Origin of the sequence: Actinoplanes lobatus, from assembly GCF_014205215.1 — a bacterium.
In the GTDB taxonomy this organism is placed as follows: Bacteria; Actinomycetota; Actinomycetes; order Mycobacteriales; family Micromonosporaceae; genus Actinoplanes; species Actinoplanes lobatus.
Map to the genome: position 1 here is coordinate 5,521,093 of NZ_JACHNC010000001.1, position 21,068 is coordinate 5,542,160.

Genomic DNA, 21,068 nt, shown 5'->3' on the forward strand with positions numbered 1-21,068 from the left:
TTACCCCGGTGGCGCCGTTGCACCCGAGGACCCGGACACCGTACGACCGCGACAAGGGGGAGACATGGGAATCCTGTCGGCAGAGCACATGACGCCCCGGCACGGCACGACCGTCCGGCTGCCGGGCCGGGTATCGATCGGGATCCTGGCGACCGGCTCCTACCTGCCGGAGACCGAGATCGGCAACGACGAGGTCGCCGGACCGGCCGGAGTGGACGCCGCGTGGATCAGCGAACGGACCGGCATCCTCAGCCGCCGCCGGGCCGCACCCGACCAGGCGACGTCCGACCTGGCGATCGCCGCGGCCCGCCGGGCGCTGGAGGAGGCGGCGGTGCGTGCCGGGGACCTCCAGCTGATCATCGTCGCCACCTCGACGCCGGACTACCCCCAGCCGTCGACCGCCTCGCTGGTGCAGGGCGCGCTCGGCGCCACCGGTGCCGCCGCCTTCGACATCAACGCCGTGTGCAGCGGGTTCGTCTTCGCGCTCTCGGTGGCGCAGCGCTTCCTGGCACAGACCGCCGGCGGCCGGGCCCTGGTGATCGGTGCGGACGTCTACTCGCGCATCCTCAACCGCACCGACCGGCGTACCAGCACACTCTTCGGCGACGGGGCCGGAGCCGTGGTCCTCGGCGACGTCCCGCCGGAGCGGGGCATGGTGGCCGACCAGCTGGCCAGCTTCGGCGAGTACGCGGATCTCATCCGGGTGCCCGGCGGCGGCAGCCGTACCCCGCTGACCACCGAGGCCCTCGCCGCCGGCCTCCAGCACTTCACCATGCAGGGCCGGGCGGTGCGCGAGTTCGTCGAGAACCACCTGCCGCCCGCGGTCGCCGGGTTCCTCAAGGACGCGGGGCTGTCCCCGGACGACATCGATCACGTCGTCCCGCACCAGGCCAACGGGCGGATGCTCGACAGCCTGCTGCCGCACCTGGACCTGCCACGGGCGGTGCTGCACCGCACCGTCGAGCGCTACGGCAACACCGGCGCCGCCTCGATCCCCATCACGCTCGACCACGCCAACCGGTCCGGCCGGCTGCGAGCCGGTGACGTGGTGCTGCTCGCCGGCTTCGGTGGCGGAATGGCGACCGGGATCAGCGTCCTGCATTGGTGAGGACAAGCGATTCCCATTCTTTCGAAAGGCCGGGAAACGGTACGGCCACCCGAACCGATCCCCGAACAGAATAGACGGTGATCTTGTTGGGCCAGCAATGCGAACCGAGACTCGGAGCATCACCACGGGGCATATACGGGAGAGGCGATGAATGACCCAGGACCGATCACCGTGACGGGCAGCAGCGGTTCCGTCGTGGCGTCCGAGAGGCTGGTGGCGGGCCGCAACGGGCGCGACACCCCGGTGTATCAGGTGCGGAGCTGGTCGGTGACGGCTCCGGACGAGTTCGCCTACGAGGTCCAGCTCGCCGACGGCCTGCTCGACCCGGAGAACCCCGCGCTGCTGGACGCCGCCGGCGGTTCAGGCGGCCCGGCGCGCCGCTTCGTGGTCATCGACGACCGGGTGGCCGACCACTACGGCGACCGGGTGCGCGACTACCTCACCCGCAACCAGGTCCAGCACCGCATCCTGCGGCTGCGGGTCTCCGAGGAGACCAAGACGATGCGGGCGGTCCTGCGGCTGGTGTCGGCGCTGGACGACTTCGGCATCAGCCGCCGGCGCGAGCCGATCATCGCGATCGGCGGTGGGGTCCTGCTGGACATCGCCGGTCTCGCCGCCAGCCTGTACCGCCGGGGCACCCCCCACGTCCGGGTGCCGACCACGCTGGTCGGGCTGATCGATGCGGGGATCGGGGTCAAGACCGGCGTCAACCACGGTGCCCACAAGAACCGGCTCGGCACCTACTTCGCGCCGGCCGCCGTACTGCTGGACCGGTCGTTCCTGGCGACGCTGGACCGCCGCCATCTCAGCAACGGCCTCGCCGAGATCCTGAAGATCGCCCTGGTCACCGACGCGCGCCTGTTCGACCTCCTGGAGACGCACGGTCAGCTCCTGATCGACGAGCGGTTCCAGGGCACGACGGAGACCGGCCGGCGGGCCGCGGACGAGGTCCTGGACCGGGCGATCGCCGGGATGCTGCACGAGCTGGCCCCCAACCTCAAGGAGCAGCAGCTGGACCGGCTCGTCGACTTCGGGCACTCGATCAGCCCCAGCATCGAGATGGTCGCCCTGCCCGAGCTGCTGCACGGCGAGGCGGTCGCGATCGACATGGCCCTGTTCACCATGCTGGCCGCCCGGCGCGGTTCGGTCGGCCCGGAGGAGAGCGGTCGCGTCCTGCGGCTGATGCGCGCGCTCGACCTCCCGGTGGACCACCCCGCCGTCGACTGGCCGCTGCTGGTGGAGGCCATGGAGAGCACCATCCGGCACCGGGACGGGCTGCAACGGCTGCCCCTGCCGGCCGGGATCGGCACGGCCGCGTTCGCCAACGACGTCACCCTCGGCGAGCTCGCCCGCGCGCTGGAGGACCTACGGGAGATGGAGCGTGCCCATGCGTGACGGGGTGGTGGTCGCCGACGTGTCGGATCCGTCGGTGGTCTACGGGGTGCACGGCACCGAGGGCGCGTCCCGGTGGAAGTGCCTCGCCCGGCGGGCCGGGCTGTCCGCCGGCTGGGAGGCGATCGAGTGGGCGTGCCTGCCGCCCGGCGGCGTGAGCGGGGAACACCTGCACACCCGTACCGAGGAGATCTATTTCGTGCTGTCCGGTACCGGCGAGATCCTCCTCGACGGCGTGGCGACCCGGGTGACGGCGGGGTCCCTGATCCTGACCGGCGCCGGGGTGACGCACGGGCTGCGCAACGTCGGCGAGGACGACCTCGCCTGGCTGGTCGTGGAGATGTCGACACCCGCCACCGCAGCGGTGTTGAGCGAAGGGAGTGAGGCGGGATGAGCCGTGCACAGGTGATCGGTCTTCAACAGCCCGGCGAGGTCGACCCGGCCGGCGTCCTCGGCGGGCCGGTGCGCGGCATCCGGCGGGTGCGGCTGGAGGCGGGCGAGCAACGGCTGCTCTCCAGCCCCGGTACGGAGACCACGCTCTTCGTCCTCGACGGCGACGGCGACGCGCGCTCGGGCGCCACCACCGCGGCTCTGACCAGCGGGGTGTCGGTGACGGTGCCGCTGGAGACGGAACTGTGGATCACCGCCGGTACGGGCGGGATCGAGTACTTCGCCGTCGTCCTGGCCGTCCCGGAGACGGCACGATGATCGTCACCCGTACCGCGCGGGGCTCCCGCACCGTGGCGCGGACCGGCGAGCGCATCGACTGGCGCTGCCTGGCCAGGCGCGGCATGCTGCACAGCGAGTGCGAGTCCATCGACCATCTGCGGCTGGCGCCCGGCACCGAGTTCGCACTGACCGGCCGCTCCGGCCTGGAGAGCGTCTGGCTGGTCGTGGACGGCGCCGGGGAGCTCTTCGACGGCGGCCCCCGGCCCCGGCCGATCGCGGCCGGCGACGCCGTGCTCACCCCGCAGGAGCGCCGGATCCGGCTGCGCGGCGGTGACGACGGCCTGGAACTGCTGTGGATCGCCGTGCTGCCCGAACCGGTCAGCGCACGGCTGCCCGGCCGGAAGCCGAGGCTGTGATGTCGCTGCTCAGCGAGGTCCGCACCGAGCCTTCCGCCGGGTGGCCGTCCGGCTCGATGGAAGCGGTCACCATCGTCGGCCCGGGACGTCTGGAAACGGCCTCGGTGCCGGTGCCGGAGCCGCTGCCGGGCACCGTCCTGGTGGCTCCGCGACATGTCGGGATCTGCGGGACCGATCTGGAGCTGTTCCACGGCACGTCGAGCTACCTCGCCGACGGCCGGGCGGCCACCCCGCTGATCTTCGGCCACGAGTGGTGCGGCCGGGTGGTCAGCGCCGATCCGGGCACCGGCTGGCGGCCGGGCGACCGGGTGGCCGGTCAGACCATGGTGCCGTGCGGCGGCTGCGCCCGCTGCCGGGCCGGGCGGCGCGGACTGTGCCGGCGCATGCGCGAGGTCGGGCTGTACGGGCTCGACGGCGCCGCCGCGAAGTACATCCGGGTCCCGGGGCACGCCCTGGCCCGGCTGCCCGAGGCGGTGCCGGACCGGACCGCGGCCCTGGTCGAGCCGGCGGTCACGGTGGTCGAGTCGTTCGCGCGTACGGGCTGTTCCTTCTACGACCGGGTCGCCGTCCTCGGCACCGGCACGATCGGCCTGCTCGCTGTGCAGTTCGCCCGCCGGGTGGCCGGCGAGGTGGACGCCGTCGGCGTGGACCCGGCCGGGCTGGCGCTGGCCGTCCGCTGCGGCGCGGACCGGGCGATACCGGTGGGCGAGACGACCGCCGGCTCGTACTCCCTGGTCGTGGAGGCCTCCGGGGCCCCGGAGGCGTTCGCCCACGCGCTCGACCTGGTCGAGCCGGGTGGGCGGGTCGGGGTCATCGGGGTGGCCAACGAGCCGACCGTGGGAGTGGTCGCCGGGTCCGTCGCGCTGCGCGGTGTCTCCGTCCTCGGCATCCAGCACGGACTCGACCACTACGACCGCACGATCGAGCTCTTCGCGACCGGCGCGCTCACGGCGGACCCGCTGATCGGGGCGACGTTCCCGGCCGGGGCCGCGGCCGAGGCGTTCGCCTTCATGGAGAGCGCCCGGTCCGGGCCGCCCAAGGTGCTGCTGGACCTCACCGAGTGGGAAGGGGACCGGTGATGCGCCTGATCCACACGCACGACGACGCCGGCGAAGGCATGCGGCGGCTGGTCGCCGGGGCGCGGGGCTCGCTCGCGGTGCACCGGCTCACCCCCGGCGCGGTCGCCTCCGGCATGCCGGAGACCGAGACCGCGGTGCTCGTACGGGAGGGCGGCGCGCGCTGGCACGACGAGGCGGGCGACCAGCCGCTCGGCCCCGGCGACGGCATGTTCGCCGCCGCTCCCGGCGGCCGGTGGCGGGTGACCGCCGGTCCGGCCGGCGCGACGCTGCTCCTGGTCCAGGGCGGGGAGACCGCCCCCGGCACGGTCGCCGCCACGGCCCCGGCCGGACGGTTCACGCTCGACGCCCGGCCGCACGGCGACGCGCTGACCGGCTTCGACGGCTTCGCCGACATGGGGGTGCGCTGGCTGGTCACCGCCGCCACGCTGGGCGCCCGGAGCCTCGTCGTGGCCACCTCCACGTTCACCCCCGGCGGCAGCCACGACCTGCACCGTCATCCGTCCGCGGACGAGTACTTCCTGGTCCTGTCCGGCGGTGGCGAGCACCTGACCGAGTCCGGCCCGGTGCCGGTGGGTCCCGGCGACCTGGTGTACGTGCCGGCCGGCGAATGGCACGGCTACCGCACCTCACCCGGCGTGATCACCCGCACGGTCTACGGCTACCTCGGCGCCGGTGACCTCGACACGGCCGGATACCAGCTGATGTCCCGGAAGGCGAACGCATGAGTGACAAGCGACGACCGATCGCGATCGTGACCGGCGCCAGCTCCGGCATCGGCCGGGCCACGGCGACCGTCCTCGCCGGACGTGGTTTCGACGTGGGCATCGGCTACCGGGCCAACGAGAAGGCCGCCCACGAGACCGCCGAGGCGGTGGCCGCCCGCGGCGCCGCCGCCCTGGTGTTCGCGCAGGACCTGGCCGATCCGGCGGGTGCGGCGGAGGCCCTCGACGCCGCGGTCGAACGGCTGGGCGGGGTGGACGTGTTCGTCAACAACGCGGGCGTGAACCGGCGTGCGCCGTTCCTGGAGGAGACCCTCCAGGACTGGCAGCGGGTGCTCGCCGTCGACCTCACCGGACCGTTCGGCTGCGCCCAGGTCGCCGCCCGTCACATGGTCCGGCAGGGGCGTGGCGGCCGGATCGTCAACGTCAGCTCGGTGCACGACACGATTCCGATCGCGGGCGGCGCCACCTACTGCGCGGCCAAGGGCGGGCTGTCGATGCTCACCAGGGTGATGGCGCTGGAGCTGGCCGGACACGACATCACCGTCAACGCGGTCAGCCCGGGCGAGACGGCCACGCCGATGAACGGCGTGCCCGACGAGGTCGACGCCGCCGAGGTCGCCCGGCCGGAGATCCCGCTGGGCCGGCCCGGACGGTCGCGCGAGGTCGCCGAGCTCATCGCCTTCCTGGCCGGGCCCGGCGCCGCCTACCTGACCGGCGCCCTGATCACCGTCGACGGCGGCCTCTCGCTGATGGCCGCCGTGGCCAACGCGCGCTACGCCGGGCGCAACTGAGCCGCACCCGCGGCACCGCATCCACGAAGGAGACCACCAGCATGGCAGCACAGGGAATTCCGGGCGCCGGGTACGTGCACCACGTCGCCTACACGGTGCCGGATCTGGACGAGGCGGTCCGGTTCTTCGTCGACGTGATCGGCGCACGGCTGCTCTACCGCCTCGGGCCGGTGGAGGACACCACCGGCGACTGGATGACGCGCCAGCTGGACGTCGACGCGAAGGCCTCGGCCCACATCGCGATGCTCCGGCTCGGGCCGTCGACCAATCTGGAGCTTTTCGAGTACGACGCGCCCGGCCAGAACCGCAGGCTCCCGCGCAACAGCGACTGGGGCGGCCACCACCTCGCCATCCACGTCGACGATGTGGACGCCGCCGTCGAGTACCTGCGCGCCCAGCCCGGGGTGCGGATCCTCGGCGAGCCGCAGACCATCACCGACGGGGTCATCGCCGGGGACCGGTGGGTCTACTTCACCACGCCGTGGGGCCTGCAGATGGAGGTCCTCAACATGCCCGCCGGCATGCCGTACGAGGCCCAGGTGCCCGACCGGCTCGCCGCCGTAGACGCGACCTGGAACGACTGAGGCGCCGCGGATGACCGCCGTCGACAACGAGCGGGCCGCGCCGCCCCGGTCCCGCCGGGAGGTGATCCTCGCCTTCATCCGGCTGGCCCGGCTGAAGTTCCTGCTGGAGAGCCTCATCACGGTGGCGCTCGGGATGGGGCTGGCCGCGCTGGCGGGGGAGGGGCTGCGGTGGCGTGAGTACCTGCTCGCCCAGGTCTTCATCTCCGGCACCCACCTGATGACCCACTTCTGCAACGAGTACTTCGACTGGGACGCCGACACCGCGCACGCCTCGCCGACCGCCTGGACCGGGGGCAGCCGGGTGCTGACCCAGGGCCTGCTGACCCCGATGGCCAGCCTCTCGGCGGCGTTCGTGGCACTGTTCGCGATGACGGCGGTGGCCGCCCTGATGCCGTCGGCGGGCAGCCGGCTGACCGCCGTCCTGATCCTGGCGCTCGCCTGGTTCTACACCGCGCCGCCGGTCCGGCTGAACTACCGCGCGCTGGGCGAGGTGACGACCGCCGCCGTGCTCACCCTGCTCACCCCGGGCCTGGTGTGCTACCTCCAGGCGGGCCGCATCCCGGTCGAGCTGCCGGCGGTGTGCGTACCGCTCTTCCTGGTGATGAGCGCCCGCATGATGGTGATGAACCTGTGCGACCACGAGGCGGACCTCGCGGTCGGCAAGCACACGGTGCCCAACCGGCTGGGTCCCCGGCGCGCCGTCGGGCTGATCGCCGTGCTGAACGTCGCCGCGTACCTGCTGCTGATCGTGGTGACGGTCGCGGGCGCCCTGCCGCCGGTGGTGGGGGTGGCCGTGCTGCTCACCGCGCCACTGGCGTACTGGCTGGTGCGGGGTCTGCTGGACGATCCGCTGAGCGACCCGGCACGCAGCAACGCGGTGGCGTTGCGGGCCACGCTGCACGCCGCCTCCACGGGTTTCGCCGCGACGCTCGGCGTGCTGATCCAGGCCGGCGGCGACCCGCTGGTGGGCGCCCTGCTGGTGGCGTACCTGCTGCTGTTCATCGTCCTGATCGCGGGCGTCCGTCGCCGGGCCTGACCCCCGTCCCGCTTCCTTCACGAGAGGTCTCTCCGCATGCCGCAATGGGAAGCGCTGCTCGCCGCCGGTGACCCGGTGCCGGCGCTGGCGCCCAAACACGAGATCGACCTGACCGTGCAGACGATCCTCCAGCTGGTCTTCGCGGTCGGCTGGTCGGCCATCTACCTGATGGCGATCCGGCGCGGTTTCAAGGACGGGCGCCTGGGCATCCCGCTGCTCGCGCTCGCCGGCAACATCGGCTGGGAGACGATGTTCACCTGGGTGTTCCCGGTGGACCGTGCGAACTGGACCATCAACGTCTTCTGGTTCGCCATCGACCTGGTCATCGTCTACCAGGCGATCAGGTTCGGCCGGCGCGACTTCCCCGGGGTCCCGCCGGCGGTCTACCGCTGGTCCGTCGCCGGCCTCTTCGCGTTCGGGTTCGGGTTCATGTACGCGCTCCCGCACGACCTGGGCGGCGACTTCCTGTACCCGGCCCTGCTCCTCGACTGTTTCCTGAGCTACGCCTTCATCTGGATGCTGCTGCGCCGCGGTTCGACGGACGGGCAGACGATGTACATCGCGGTGCTCAAGCTGGTGGCGAACGCGGCCGCCACGGTCCTCGCGATCGCCAACTATCCCGACCGGCTGCTGTTCCCGGTGCTCTTCGCCACCACCGTGGTGCTCGACATCCTCTACATCGTGATGCTGCACCGCGCCTTCGTGAAGGAGGGCCGGCCGATCTGGCGTACGGTATGACCGGGTCTAGTCACTGCAAAAAAAGAAGTTACTATACTTCCTGCCGGTAGATGCCGTCGTCTGGTCTCCGAAGGGCTGTCTCATGTCTGTCGTCTCGACCACCCTGTCGATCCTTCTCGCCGTCGTGTTCCTGTCGCTGGGGCTCGCGAAACTGTTCGGGGCCAAGCCGATCCGGGAGACCTCGGAGCGGATCGGTGTCCCGTTCCCGTTCCTGCGGTTCGTCGGCGTGCTGGAGGTCTCCGCCGCGGTGGGCCTGCTCATCGGCCTCGCCTGGAAACCGCTGGGTGTCGCCGCCGCGATCGGGCTGACCCTCCTGATGGCCGGTGGCTACATCGCCCACGCCCGGGCCAAGGAGCCGGCCCAGGGACTGCCGGCCGCTGTGCTGGCCGTCCTCGCCGGCGGCGCGGCCACCGCTCTCACCCTCAGCTGAGCGGGTGGCCCACCGAGGCCGCCACGGCGGACGTCGCCGTGGCGGCCTCAACTCTCCAGAGCGGATCTCAGTGGCCCGGGGCGGACTCCATCGCGGCCGGCAACTGGAGCCGCCCGGCGATGCCGAGCTTGCGGTACACCGAGGTGAGCGCCTTCTCCACGGCCCGCTGACTGACGAAGAGGCGGGCCGCGATGTCCCGGTTGGAGCAGCCACGGGCGGCCTCCATCGCGGTGCGCTGCTCGGTCGGGGTGAGGGCGGCCAGGCCCGTCCCGCGCAACCGGCGCGGCCTCGCCCCGGTGGCCACCAGAGCCGCGTAGGCCTGCTCGGCCAGCGGCAGCGCGCCGCACTCCTGGGCCAGGTCCAGCCCGCGGCGCAGGTGCGGGCGCGCCTGCTCCGGCTGGTCCTGTCCGGCCAGGGCCGTACCGAGGTCGACCAGGGTGCGGGCGTGTTCGAGGCGGGCCGGCGACCCGGCCAGCACCGCGGCCGACTCCTCCAGCAGGCGCAGCCCGTCCGCCCCCGGGGTGACGTTGCCCAGCGTCCGCAGGGCCGCGCCCACCGGCGTGGCGGCGCCCCAGCTGCGGGCCAGCGCGAGCTCCTGCACGGCGAGCCGCCGCGCGGCCTGGGAGCGGCCCGTCTCGGCGTACGCGATCACCGTCATCGACCGCCAGTTCAGGATCGCCGGGTTGGCCCACGGCGCCCAGGAGACGAAGTTGCTGCACGCGAGCAGGTCCGCCAGCGCCCCGGCGTGGTCGCCCTGGATGTGCCGCAGCCGGCCGCAGGCCACCAGCAGCGCGGCCCAGCCCTGGGTGCCGGGTACGGTGTCGCCCCGCCACTCGCGCAGCAGGGCCTCCGCCTCCTCGTGCTGCCCCATGCTCATCAGCGTGTCGGCGAGACCCGCGGCGGCCGTGGCGCTGAACAGCATTTGGCGGTCGGCGCGCCGCAGGATCCGTACCGCGTCCCGGCCCGCCGTCCGGGCGGCCGCCAGATCTCCGGTGCGCCGGGCGAGGTCGGCGCGGACCAGCGAGACCAGCCCCTCCATCAGGCTGGAGTGCAGGCAGCGCGGCGTGTCCAGCGGCCAGCTCAGCAGGTGCTCGGCGAAGTCGATCCGGTCGCTGAGGCCGAGGGCGGTCAGCGCGCAGAGGAAGTAGGGCAGACCGGAAGCCGCCGCGTGCAGGCCCGCGGTGAGCTGCCGCTCGATGACGGCGGCCGTCTTCTCGGCCGAGGCGGAGAGCGCCGCGGCCCGGCACAGCGCGGCCACCGCGAGCGCCTGCTGCTCGTCGTGGGTGCGCCCCGGCACGGTACGGCTGATCCGGTCGGCCAGCGCGGCGGCGTCCGGTGCGGTGGCGGAGCACCAGTACCCGTGGAACATCAGTTGCGTCTGCAGTTGCAGCGTCAGCGTGCGGTCCGCCTCGTCGTCGCTGCCGGCCAGGCCGTTGATCGCGTTGTGCAGGGCCTCCGCGGTGCCGCAGGGATTGCGCGCGCTGTGCAGGCTGTAGGCCAGCCGGGCCGCCACGGTGCCGCGTTCGTGCGGGGTGGCGGCCAGTCGCATCCCCTCGTCCAGCCCGTGCATGCCGCCGGTGTTGCTGCCGGCCTCGATCTGCGCGGTGGCCAGCGCCAACGGCACGTTGAGCCGCTGCTCGCCGTCGAGGGGCTCCCGCATCGCCCGGCGCAGCAACCGGGCCGCGGTCCCGGCCCGGCCGCCCGCCATGTGCTCCCGGGCCGCTTGCAGGAGCGTGCACACCACCCACTTCTCGCCGTACGTCGGGGCGGCGAGCAACTGCTCGGCGATGTCGGAATGGCTGGCCCCCCGCCGGCGCAGGGCCAGGGCGGTACGGGTGTGCTGGGCGCCGCGTTCGTCCGGGCTCAGACTCGCGCGGATCGCGTCACGCAGACCCGGGTCGCTCAGCCGCCCGGGATCGTCCGGATGCAACAGTCCGATGTCGGCGAGCTGTTCGAGCGCGTGCTCGATCCCGGGCGCGTCGGCCATGGCGACCTCGGCCACCAGGTCACGGTCGGAGTGCTCGGGGAGGACGGCCAGCGCCGCCGCGACCGCGGCGAGCTGCCGGGGCTGTCGGTGCAGCCGCGCCAGCAGGGTGTCCAGCAGGACCGGGCGGAAGACCTCCTCCAGATGATGGACCGGGGTGGCGGTGGCCAGCCGTTCCAGCAGTGCGCGGACCAGCTGCGGATTGCCCCGGCAGAGGGTGTGGCAGGCGAGGACGAAACGGTCGTCGACCGGGTGGTCCAGGATCGTCCCGGCCAGTCTCCGGACCCCGTTGACGCTCAGCGGCGGCAGGCGCACCCGGGTGAAGGCGGTGTGCGCGGCCAGTTCCGCGAGGACCACGGCGTGCTCGCCGCGCTGTGACGGGCGCCGGGTGAGAAGCAGCAGCACCGGCAGGCCGTCCAGCCGGCGGCCGGTGTAGTCGAGCCAGCGCAGCGACTCGTCGTCGGCGAGATGCATGTCGTCGACGACGAGGATGACCGGCTGCTGCCGGGCCAGCTCGGCGAGCTGGTGGTGCAGCCGGTGATGGACGGTGTACGCGGTGGGCAGCCCGCCGCGCAGCGCCTGGCGGCCGGCGACCGGGGTGGCCGGTTCGAACAGCTGCCGGACGGTGCTCAACGGCTTGTCCTGCTCCAGTTGACCGCACCGGGCGCGCATCGTCCGCCATCCGCCGGCGTGGCCGGTCAGGAACTCGTTGACGAGGGCGGTCTTGCCGGCCCCCGCGGATCCCTCCACCAGCACCACCTGTGCGGCCCCGGTCTCGGCCAGATCGGCGAGCCGGCGAAGATCGTCAAGACGGCGCGACTCATCGAGATAGTGCGTCCTGGTCAACACAGCCACTCGGATCCCCCATTAACTGTTCTTATCCGATGAAACGCAGCCCGCTGCGGACTTCGGTAACCCTAGCTCGCCCATATATGGACGTCGATTAAATTCTCTTTTCGAGAAAGTGTCACGAGTCACCCGCCGAAATTGTTGGGAGCCTTTCCGAAAATGAAATGCCGAATCGGGGGACGCTCCGGTGAGCCCCCCTTTCGGCGACGGTTCGCGGGTGGCCGGGATCAGGCGGCGGTTCCCTGGAGCCGCAGCACGGCGGCGGACACCGCGCCGGGCCGGGTGTCCCGGTAGTTCTCGGCGAGGGCGGAACAGAACGCCTCCGGTGTGAAGGCGTACTCCTGGCTGCCCTCGTGCCGCAGCGCGAAGGCGGCGACCTGGCATCCGACCGCGGCGGCGTCGCCCGGCGCGAGTCCCCAGGCGATCCCGGCGACGAATCCCGAGCGGAACGCGTCACCTCCTCCGGTCGGGTCCACCACCGCCGGGACCGGCGCCGCGGGCACCGACGTCTCGCCGTGCCGGTCCCGGATCCGGACTCCCCGCTCGCCCCGGGTGGTCACCACCGTGCCGACCAGGCCGAGCAGGTCCGGTTCGTGGATCCCGCACTTCTCCAGGAGCAGATTCAGCTCGTACTCGTTGGTCATCAGGTAGTGCGCGCCCGAGACGAAATCCTTGATCTCGGGGCCCGACATCCGGGCGATCTGCTGCGACGGATCCGCCGCGAACGGCCACCCGTGCTCGCGGCAGGCGGCCGCGTGCCGCACCATGGCGCCCGGCGCGTCGGGCGCGACGATCACCAGTTCGGGCCGCGTCGCGCCGACGATGCCGGCCAGGTCGATCGTGGCGGCCTCCGCCATGGCGCCCGGGTAGAACGACGCGATCTGGCACTGCCGGGCGTCGGTGGTGCAGATGAACCGCGCGGTGTGGGCGGTGCGGCTGACGTGTACCGCGGAGCAGTCCACCCCGGAGCGTTCCAGCCGGCGGCGATACCCGTCGAAGTCGGCGCCGACCGCGCCGACCAGCCGGGGGTGACGGCCGAGCAGGGCCAGGCCGTAGGCGATGTTCGCGGCGACCCCGCCATGACGTACGACCAGGTCGTCCACCAGGAACGACAGGGACACGGCGTCGAGGCGGTCGGCGATGAGCTGCTCGGCGAAGCTGCCGGGGAACGTCATCAGATGGTCGGTCGCGATCGACCCGGTCACGTAGATGCCGGTCATCTCAGGCCGTTGCCGCGCTCTTGAGATCGGTCGCCCGGTCGGTGCTCTCCCACTTCAGGTCCGGCAGCTCGCGGCCGAAGTGGCCGTAGGCGGCGGTCTGCTGGTAGATCGGGCGGAGCAGGTCGAGGTCGCGGATGATCGCGGCCGGGCGCAGGTCGAAGACCTCGTTGATGGCCTTCTCGATCCGCTCGACCGGCACGTTCTCGGTGCCGAACGTCTCGACGAACAGCGAGACCGGGTGGGCCTTGCCGATCGCGTAGGCGACCTGGATCTCGCAGCGCTCGGCCAGGCCGGCGGCCACCACGTTCTTGGCGACCCAGCGGGTGGCGTACGCCGCGGAGCGGTCCACCTTGGACGGGTCCTTGCCGGAGAACGCGCCACCACCGTGCCGGGCGTAGCCACCGTAGGTGTCCACAATGATCTTCCGGCCGGTCAGGCCGGCGTCACCCATCGGGCCACCGATCTCGAAACGGCCGGTCGGGTTGACCAGCAGCCGGTAGCCGTCGGTGTCCAGGCCGAGACCCTCCAGCTCCGGCGCGATCACGTGCTCCCGGACGTCCGGGGTGAGCAGCGATTCGAGGGAGATGTCGGCGGCGTGCTGCGACGACACGACGACCGTGTTCAGGCGGACCGGGCGCAGGCCGTCGTACTCGATGGTGACCTGGGTCTTGCCGTCCGGGCGCAGGTAGGGGATCGTGCCGTCCTTGCGGGCGGCGGACAGGCGCCGGGCCAGCCGGTGCGCCAGCGCGATCGGCAGCGGCATCAGCTCGGGCGTCTCCGAGCAGGCGAAACCGAACATCATGCCCTGGTCGCCGGCACCCTGCGAGTCCAGGGAGTCCCCGTCGACACCGAGGGCGATGTCCGGTGACTGCCCGCCGATCGACACGCTCACCCCACAGGAGGCGCCGTCGAAGCCCTTCTTCGACGAGTCGTAGCCGATGGTCAGGACGGTGTCGCGCACGATCTTGGGGATGTCGGCGTAGGCCTGGGTGGTGACCTCACCCGCCACGTGCACCTGGCCGGTGGTGATCAGGGTCTCCACCGCGACACGGCTACGCGGATCCTGCGCGAGCAGGGCGTCGAGAATCCCGTCGCTGATCTGGTCAGCGATCTTGTCCGGGTGGCCTTCCGTGACCGACTCGGAGGTGAACAAGCGAAGGTTCATCGTCTTCTCCAGCTGTCCGGGATGAGATGTGGGGCCTGACCGGGCACGCGCCGCCGGGTCAGGATCAGGTGGGCCAGGATTCCGAGGACCAGGCCCCAGAACGGGGCGGCGAGACCGAGCACGGTGATGCCCGACCCGCTCACCAGGAACGTGATCAGCGCGCTCTCCCGGTCCCGCGGCTCGGCGAACGCCCCGGCCAGGCCGTTCAGCAGCGGGCCGAGCAGCGCGATCCCGGCCATCAGCGCCACCAGGTGCGACGGCAGGGCCAGGAAGACCTGGGCGAGCGCCATGCCCACCGAGCCGACCAGCAGATACCAGAAGCCGGTCGACAGGCCGGCGATGTACCGACGGCGCGGATCCGGGTGGGCGTCGGGGCCCGCGCAGATCGCCGCGGTGATCGCCGCGACGTTGATGCCGGGGCTGCCGAACGGCGCGAGCGCCACCGACGCGACCCCGGTCGCCAGCACCACCCGGCCGGCCGGTGGGTGGTAGCCGGCCGCGTTCAGCACCGCGAAGCCCGGCGCGTTCTGCGAGGTCATGGTGACCACGAAGAGCGGCAGCGCCAGACCCACCAGCGCGGCGGCACTGAACTGCGGCGTCGTCCAGAGCGGGACGGCCGGGTCGAGCCGGGCGCCGCCGAGGTGCAGGCCGGTGGTGACCGCCGTGGTGAGCACCCCGGTCGCGAGGGTGAGGGCCAGGGCGTACCGGGGGAGCAGGCGCCGCGCCACCACGTACGTCAGGATCATGACGCTCGCCAGCAACGGAGCCTCGTCGAGGGCGCCGAAGGCGCCGAGGCCGTAGCGCAGCAGGATGCCGGCCAGCATCGCGGCGGCGATCGTCACCGGGATGCGCGCCATCAGCCGGGTCAGCACCCCGCTCAGGCCGGCGAGGACGGTGAGCACCCCGGCGACCAGGTAGGCGCCGACCGCCTCGGCGTACCGGTACTCGGCGAGCCCGGTGACCAGCAGCGCGGCGCCCGGGGTGGACCAGGCCGCCAGGATCGGCATCCGGTACCGCAGGGAGAGCACGATGCCGACCAGCCCGCTGCCGATCGAGATCGCCCAGATCCACGACGCGAGCCGCTCGTCGCTCAGCTGCGCCGCCCGGGCCGCCTGGATGACGACCACGAGCGGGCCCGCGTAGGAGACCAGGGCGGCCACGAGACCGGCCACCACGGCCGGGAACGAGAAGTCGCGCAGCAGGGACGGCTCAGAGGAGTTCGACATTGGCGTGCCCGGCCGGCGTCCGGTTCCGGCAGTCGAAGACGTACCGCGCGTGGCGTACGACCATGTCGTAGTCGAAGTCGTCGTGGTCGGTCAGGATGACCGCGACGTCGGCCGCCTCCACCTCCTGGCGGGTCAGTTCGACCCGGGTGACGCCGGCGCCCGGCGGGGGCGCCTCGACGGCGTGCGGCTCCGCGGCCCGGACGTCGGCGCCCCGTGCGGCGAGCAGTTCGGCGACCCGTACGGCGGGCGACTCCCGTACGTCACTGGTGTTCTTCTTGTAGGCCAGCCCGAGCAGCAGCACCCGCGAGCCGTTGATCGCCTGCCGCTGCCGGTTGAGCCCCTGCAACAGCCGGTTGACCACGTAGTTGGGCATGTGCTCGTTGACGTCGTTGGCGAGTTCCACGAACAGGAACCGTTTGCCCAGCTTGCGCTGCACCCGCCAGGACAGGTAGTGCGGATCGATCGGCAGGCAGTGGCCGCCGACCCCGGGCCCGGGCGTGAACCGCATGAACCCGAACGGCTTGCTGGAGGCGGCGTCGATCGCCTCCCAGACGTCGATGCCGAGCTCCTCGGCGCACATCGCGACCTCGTTGACGAAGCCGATGTTGACGTGCCGGAAGGTGTTCTCGATGAGTTTGGACAGTTCGGCCACCTTCGGCGAGCTGACCGGGACGGTGCGCTCGACGACGCTGCCGTAGAACTGCTCGGCCCGCCGCAGCGCCGCCTCGCCGAGCCCGGAGACCAGCTTGGGCGTGTTCTCCAGGTGCCATTCCCGGTTGCCCGGGTCGATCCGCTCGGGGCTGTAGCCGAGATGGAAGTCGTCGAGCCGCAACCCGGACGCCGCCGTGAGCAGCGGCGCCACGATCTCCTCGGTGGTGCCCGGATAGGTGGTGGACTCCAGGATCACCAGGGCGCCGGGCCGCAGATGCCGCCCGAGGGTCCGGGACGCGTCCTCGATGTACGACAGGTCGGGCGCGCCGTCGCGCAGCGGCGTCGGCACAGTGATCACCGCGACGTCGAACCCGGCCAGGTCGGCCTCGACGAGCGTGGGCTGGAACCGGCCGCTGCCCAGCACGGCGGCGAGCCGCTCGGCCGGGATGTCCTCGACGTACGACTCGCCGGCCGCCAGTCGCTTGATCCGGCGCTCGTCCACGTCGTACCCGATGACGGTGTGCCCGACCTCGGCGGCCCGGACGGCCAGTGGCAGCCCGACGTAACCCTGGCCCACGACGACGACCCGCAAGCCGCTGTCGTGGACGTCGGTGGCCGGCGCCGGGCCGGCTTCGATGCGCGTCACCATCGCTGATCTCCTTGTGCGTGCGTTCGATTGCGTACGGTGCTCAGCGGACGTGGAAGATGAGCAGGTTCGCCACGACCAGGACGGCCACCCCGGTCCGGTGCGCGGTGATGCCCAGCTTGCGGGCGGCGAGGGGCTGCGCGCGCAGCAGGCCGAAGCCCACCTGCCGGAGCCGGATCAGCAGCACCGGCAGGTAGACCAGGGCGAACCACCACGGCGCCGCTCCGGTGGCGATGGCGACGCCGATCGCCACCGGTTCGAGCAGGGTCAGCAGGCCGATCAGCACCCGGTAGGTGTCCGGGGACACCCGGGTGGCGAGGTTGCGCCGGCCGGCCGCGCGGTCGCCCTCGACGTCGTTGACGTTCGAGTAGACCGAGACGAGCAGGCTCCACAGGCCGAACAGGAACGACTCCAGCAGCGCCAGCCCGCTGACCGAGCCGGCCAGCAGCCAGTACGGGATGAGCACGCAGAGCGCCGTGCTGAGCAGGATCACCAGCTCCTGGCCGCCGCGGTAGCTCAGCCGCAGGCCGTACGAGTACTGCACGCTGATGAACACCGAGAACGCGGCCGCCACGATGGCCCCCACCGGCTGGTACGGGGCGATCAGGATCGCCGCGGTCCAGCAGAGCACCCCCCACAGCGCCGCCGCGTAGCCGAACCGCACCGCCTGCCTGACGGTCAGCGCCCCGCTCAGCAGCGGCTTGCGGGCCCGGTCGCGCAGCACCGCCCCGGGCGCGTAGTTGCGGTCGTCGCTGCCGTCGCGGTAGCCGGTCACGTCGTCGAGGGTGACCGTCGCCGCGACCACGCCGACCCAGCCCAGATCGAAGAGCAGCAGCACGGCGAAGGTGCTCGGATCGGTCCGCGCCGGTGCGGTGAGCAGCGTCCACACGACGAAGACGCAGAGGTAGTAGTCGTAGAAGGAGAGCTTCGCCAGTTTCGCGTACGCCCGCAGCCGGTCGCCGAGCGGTGGCGTCACCGGCAGCACGGTCATCGGCCGGCTCCCGGTGAGCCGGAGGGCCGGCGGGCGATCGTGGAGATGAGGATCTGGCTGAGCCAGTAGTTCTCCGGGTCCGCCATCTCGGCCAGCGCCTCGTCGATCCGCTCGGCGGTGAGCAGCCCGGCCGCCAGGATCCTCGGGCGCATGTAGTCGAGCCACAGCATGTAGTGGCGGGCCTGCGGGGAGCCGCCGCGCACCATCACCACACGCCCGTCGGCCTGGGCGTCCAGCCCGAGCGCCCGGGCCGCCTGGAGGTCGAAGTGGCCGCCGCGGGGCTCGTGCCCGGCCTGGGCCATCAGCCCGTACCCGGCTTCCCGGACGTCCTGGAGGAAGTCGGTCGAGCGGAAGCTGCGGAACAGCGGCAGCGAGTCGGTGTCCTCCAGGAAGAGGGTGCCGCCCGGGCGCAGGGCCCGGACCAGCCGGGCGATGGCCGCCTCCCGGTCCGGCAGGTGCTGGATCAGCATCCGGGAGTGGATCAGGTCGAACGCGTCGGCCGGCAGGTCGTCGGAACGCAGGTCGTGGCACCACACCTCGACCTGGTGGCCGCTCAGCCAGCCCAGCCGCTCGACCTCCAGATCGGTGGCGACCACGCGGCCGCCGGGCCCGACCCGGTCGGCCAGCCACTGGGCCGCGGAGCCGTACCCGGCGCCCACTTCCAGGCAGGACCAGCCGGGGGCGACACCGATCTGGTCGAAGCGCGCGACCGTTCCGGGGTCCCAGAGGGCCTCGTTGGTGCGCAGCCGTTCGGTCTCGCGGTCCCAGCCGGGATCGAAGACGTAGCCGGAGGAGATGTCGTCGGTGGAGGATTCGAGCAGATTCATGTGGGTGGCTCCAGTGGTCACGGGCGGCGGCTCTCAGGAGACGAACGCGCAGACGGTGTCGGCGATGTACTCGACGTCGGCGTCGGTGAGGTGCGGCCAGATCGGGATGGCCAGGTTGGTGCGGCCGGCCCGGCGGGCGTTCGGCCAGGTCCGGTCCGGCGTGGCGAAGTTCGCGAAGGCCTGCTGCTCCGGCAGGGGGACCGGGTAGTAGACGTGCGACCCGATGCCCTTCTCGGTCAGCCAGGCCCGCATCTCGTCACGACGGTCCACGAGCAGGGAGTAGACGTAGTAGCAGCGGCCGTCGCGGCCGGGCGGCGGCGCCTGCACCCCGCGGTCGGCGAGCCCGGCGAAACGCGCGGTGTAGTAGTCGGCGATCCGCGCCCGGCGTTCCAGCCGGTCGGCGAAGCCGGGCAGCCGGTGCAGCTGGAACGCGGCGAGCACCTCGTCGAAGCGGCTGTTGACGCCGAGCCGGTGGTGCAGGAAGCGGGTCACACCGTCCTGGCCGTGGTTGCGGATCATCCGGCAGGCCCGCGCCAGCTCGTCGTCGTCGGTGAGCACCATGCCGCCCTCACCCGGCGTGCCGAACGCCTTGACCTGGAAGAAGGAGAACACCCCCAGGTCACCCCAGCGGCCGGCCGGGTGGTCGCCGAGCACCGCGCCCTGGGCGACCGCGGCGTCCTCGACGAGCGCCAGCGAGTGGCGCGCCGCGATGTCCCGGAACGCGGGCATGTCGGCCATGATCGAGAAGACGTGGGCGGGCAGCAGCGCCCGGGTCCGTGGCGTGATCAGTTTCTCGGTCTCGACCGGGTCCATGACCAGCGTCCACGGGTCGATGTCGGCGAACACCGGCACCGCCCCCACGTTGGCCACCGCGCTGGCGACCGGCTGGCAGCAGAAGGCCGGCACGATGACCTCGTCGCCGGGGCCGAGGCCGAGCGCCCGCACGCTCAGCTCCAGCCCGCCGGTCCCGCTGCCGCAGGCGATGACGTGCCGGGCGCCGGTCATCTCGGCCAGCGCGGCCTCCAGCCGGGCGGTGCGCTCGCCGAGGATGAATCTCTGGTCCGGTGTCGTGCCGACCTCGTGCACCAGGGCGAGCATCGCGTCGCGGTCGGTCTCGAACAGGTCGGGCGGGAAGAAGGGCAGATTCACGCGGCGCTCCCGGTGTAGAACTCGCGGACGGCGTCGCACACCCGGTCCACGTCGTCGATGCTCAGGTCGGGGTGGAACGGCAGGCCGACCGCGTGCCGGCAGGCCGCCTCGGCGTGCGGGAACCGGCCCTGGCGATAGCCCAGCTCGGCGAAGACGGGTTGGGTGTGCAGCGGGATCGGGTAGTAGACCTCGGTGCCGATGCCCCGGGCGGTGAGGTGCGCGACCAGGTCGTCGCGGCGGTCCACCTCGATCAGGTAGACGTAGAAGACCGAGTCGGTGGGCACCGGCCGGGTCACCACCCGCGGCGTCTTCCGCACCCCCGGCACGCCGGTGAGCCGCGCGGTGTAGGCCTCGGCGAGCCGGGCCCGGGTGGCGATGTCGTCGTCCAGGTGCGGCAGTTTGGCGAGCAGGACCGCGGCCTGCAGATCGTCCATCTTGCTGTTGGTGCCGGAGGCGCCGGAGAGGTTGGAGATCCCCGCGATGTGGTCGATGGTCCGGCCGATGCGCCCGTGGTGGCGCAGCGTGCCGGCCCGGTCGGCGATCCCCGGGTCGTCCGTGATGATCATTCCGGCGTCACCGATCGCGCCGAGCGTCTTGGTCGGGAAGAACGAGAGCACGCCACCCGCGCCGAGCAGCCCGGCGTGCCGCCCGTCCCAGCGCATGCCGATCGCCTCGGCGCTGTCCTCCAGCACCGTGATCCCGTGCCGGGCGGCGACCTGGAGCACACCCTCCATGTCGCACATCTGCGTGAACAGGTGCACCGGCATGATCCCGGCGGTCCGGGGCGTGATCGCCGCCTCGGCGGAGGCGGGATCGATGCCGTAGGTGTCCGGGTCGATGTCGGCGAAGGTGGGGCGGGCCCGTGCCAGCGCCACCGAGCTGGCCGACGCCACGAAGGTGAAGGCGGGCACCACGACCTCGTCGCCCGGGCCGATCCCGGCGGCGCGCAGCAGCAGCGTCAGGGCGTCCGTGCCGTTGTTGACGGCCACCGCGAACCGGGCGCCGGTGTAGCCGGCGATCGCCTGCTCCAGTTCCTCGACCTTGCGGCCGTGCGAGAACTTGCCGCGGTCGAAGACGTCGTGGAGGTGCCGGGCGATCTCCGGCCACCTGGCGTCGAAGCTTTTCGCCTGGGTGAAGAACGGGACACCGGCAGGTGGTGCCGTTGCTGGCTTCACGCGCAGCTCCTCAGAATCGGTGAATGCGGGAGTCTCTTTACAGGTCGTGGACAACCCGGAGAATGTTTCGAAAGATTCGCCGACGTCAATCGTGGTCGATCGTGGGCAACCTCGACGAAGCCTAGGTCACGGCTATCTCCAGCGACAACTGACAGCTTCTGGCAATGCCTATCGGCGGCCATAACAAGAACCAGCCATGCCTTGCCAGGGTCCTGCCAGG

Annotated in this window: 21 protein-coding genes; 12 read left to right on the forward strand and 9 right to left on the reverse strand. The window is 72.2% G+C overall.

Annotated elements, in window-relative coordinates:
* Positions 1-64 precede the first annotated feature (64 nt).
* The 12 genes from BJ964_RS25330 (at position 65) to BJ964_RS25385 (ending at position 8,965) form a co-directional block, all read left to right on the forward strand.
* On the forward strand, positions 65-1,108 hold the full coding sequence (locus BJ964_RS25330; RefSeq protein ID WP_223149611.1) for a 3-oxoacyl-ACP synthase III family protein: 1,044 nt from the start codon (positions 65-67) through the stop codon (positions 1,106-1,108).
* Positions 1,109-1,255: 147 nt separating this feature from the next.
* Positions 1,256-2,503: a sedoheptulose 7-phosphate cyclase gene (locus BJ964_RS25335; protein WP_188123009.1), complete on the forward strand. Its 1,248-nt coding sequence runs from the start codon at positions 1,256-1,258 to the stop codon at positions 2,501-2,503.
* A complete protein-coding gene (locus tag BJ964_RS25340) occupies positions 2,496-2,894 on the forward strand; it encodes a cupin domain-containing protein (RefSeq protein ID WP_188123010.1) in 399 nt (132 codons plus the stop codon). Before BJ964_RS25335 ends, BJ964_RS25340 begins: the two co-directional genes overlap by 8 nt.
* Positions 2,891-3,208, forward strand: a complete 318-nt coding sequence (locus tag BJ964_RS25345; protein WP_188123011.1) for a hypothetical protein — start codon at positions 2,891-2,893, stop codon at positions 3,206-3,208. The genes BJ964_RS25340 and BJ964_RS25345 overlap by 4 nt, the downstream gene beginning before the upstream one ends.
* Positions 3,205-3,585 carry a cupin domain-containing protein gene (locus tag BJ964_RS25350; protein ID WP_188123012.1) on the forward strand — a complete coding sequence of 127 codons (381 nt, stop codon included), beginning with the start codon at positions 3,205-3,207 and terminating at the stop codon, positions 3,583-3,585. Before BJ964_RS25345 ends, BJ964_RS25350 begins: the two co-directional genes overlap by 4 nt.
* Positions 3,585-4,664, forward strand: a complete 1,080-nt coding sequence (locus BJ964_RS25355) for a zinc-dependent alcohol dehydrogenase (protein ID WP_203832795.1) — start codon at positions 3,585-3,587, stop codon at positions 4,662-4,664. The genes BJ964_RS25350 and BJ964_RS25355 overlap by 1 nt, the downstream gene beginning before the upstream one ends.
* The gene (locus BJ964_RS25360) at positions 4,664-5,389 is read left to right on the forward strand and encodes a cupin domain-containing protein (protein ID WP_188123013.1); all 726 of its coding nucleotides are present in this window, start codon (positions 4,664-4,666) and stop codon (positions 5,387-5,389) included. Before BJ964_RS25355 ends, BJ964_RS25360 begins: the two co-directional genes overlap by 1 nt.
* The gene (locus tag BJ964_RS25365) at positions 5,386-6,177 is read left to right on the forward strand and encodes an SDR family oxidoreductase (protein WP_188123014.1); all 792 of its coding nucleotides are present in this window, start codon (positions 5,386-5,388) and stop codon (positions 6,175-6,177) included. Before BJ964_RS25360 ends, BJ964_RS25365 begins: the two co-directional genes overlap by 4 nt.
* 41 nt (positions 6,178-6,218) lie before the next feature.
* Positions 6,219-6,761, forward strand: coding sequence for a VOC family protein (locus tag BJ964_RS25370; protein WP_188123015.1), 543 nt, complete (start codon positions 6,219-6,221; stop codon positions 6,759-6,761).
* 10 nt (positions 6,762-6,771) lie between these two features.
* Positions 6,772-7,797 carry a prenyltransferase gene (locus BJ964_RS25375; RefSeq protein ID WP_188123016.1) on the forward strand — a complete coding sequence of 342 codons (1,026 nt, stop codon included), beginning with the start codon at positions 6,772-6,774 and terminating at the stop codon, positions 7,795-7,797.
* 36 nt (positions 7,798-7,833) lie between these two features.
* Positions 7,834-8,535 (forward strand): transmembrane-type terpene cyclase, encoded by a 702-nt coding sequence (locus tag BJ964_RS25380; protein ID WP_188123017.1) that lies wholly within the window; start codon positions 7,834-7,836, stop codon positions 8,533-8,535.
* Between the two features lie 82 nt (positions 8,536-8,617).
* A complete protein-coding gene (locus BJ964_RS25385) occupies positions 8,618-8,965 on the forward strand; it encodes a DoxX family protein (RefSeq protein ID WP_188123018.1) in 348 nt (115 codons plus the stop codon).
* Positions 8,966-9,032: 67 nt separating this feature from the next.
* Here the strand turns inward: BJ964_RS25385 and BJ964_RS25390 are convergent, their stop codons facing one another.
* The 9 genes from BJ964_RS25390 to BJ964_RS25430 form a co-directional block, all read right to left on the reverse strand.
* On the reverse strand, positions 9,033-11,804 hold the full coding sequence (locus BJ964_RS25390) for an AAA family ATPase (RefSeq protein ID WP_188123019.1): 2,772 nt from the start codon (positions 11,802-11,804) through the stop codon (positions 9,033-9,035).
* A gap of 221 nt (positions 11,805-12,025) precedes the next feature.
* Positions 12,026-13,018, reverse strand: a complete 993-nt coding sequence (locus tag BJ964_RS25395; protein WP_188123020.1) for a carbohydrate kinase family protein — start codon at positions 13,016-13,018, stop codon at positions 12,026-12,028.
* Position 13,019: 1 nt separating this feature from the next.
* Positions 13,020-14,183 carry a methionine adenosyltransferase gene (gene metK / locus BJ964_RS25400; RefSeq protein ID WP_188123021.1) on the reverse strand — a complete coding sequence of 388 codons (1,164 nt, stop codon included), beginning with the start codon at positions 14,181-14,183 and terminating at the stop codon, positions 13,020-13,022.
* Positions 14,180-15,409, reverse strand: coding sequence for a benzoate/H(+) symporter BenE family transporter (locus tag BJ964_RS25405; protein ID WP_188123022.1), 1,230 nt, complete (start codon positions 15,407-15,409; stop codon positions 14,180-14,182). Before BJ964_RS25405 ends, metK begins: the two co-directional genes overlap by 4 nt.
* A complete protein-coding gene (locus BJ964_RS25410; protein ID WP_203832721.1) occupies positions 15,393-16,709 on the reverse strand; it encodes a nucleotide sugar dehydrogenase in 1,317 nt (438 codons plus the stop codon). Before BJ964_RS25410 ends, BJ964_RS25405 begins: the two co-directional genes overlap by 17 nt.
* Before the next feature lie 40 nt (positions 16,710-16,749).
* A complete protein-coding gene (locus BJ964_RS25415; RefSeq protein WP_188123023.1) occupies positions 16,750-17,697 on the reverse strand; it encodes a UbiA family prenyltransferase in 948 nt (315 codons plus the stop codon).
* A complete protein-coding gene (locus tag BJ964_RS25420) occupies positions 17,694-18,524 on the reverse strand; it encodes a class I SAM-dependent methyltransferase (protein ID WP_188123024.1) in 831 nt (276 codons plus the stop codon). Before BJ964_RS25420 ends, BJ964_RS25415 begins: the two co-directional genes overlap by 4 nt.
* A gap of 33 nt (positions 18,525-18,557) precedes the next feature.
* Complete coding sequence (locus BJ964_RS25425; RefSeq protein WP_203832722.1) at positions 18,558-19,673, reverse strand: DegT/DnrJ/EryC1/StrS family aminotransferase; 1,116 nt, start codon at positions 19,671-19,673, stop codon at positions 18,558-18,560.
* Complete coding sequence (locus tag BJ964_RS25430; protein WP_229807228.1) at positions 19,670-20,848, reverse strand: DegT/DnrJ/EryC1/StrS family aminotransferase; 1,179 nt, start codon at positions 20,846-20,848, stop codon at positions 19,670-19,672. Before BJ964_RS25430 ends, BJ964_RS25425 begins: the two co-directional genes overlap by 4 nt.
* Between the last annotated feature and the right edge of the window lie 220 nt (positions 20,849-21,068).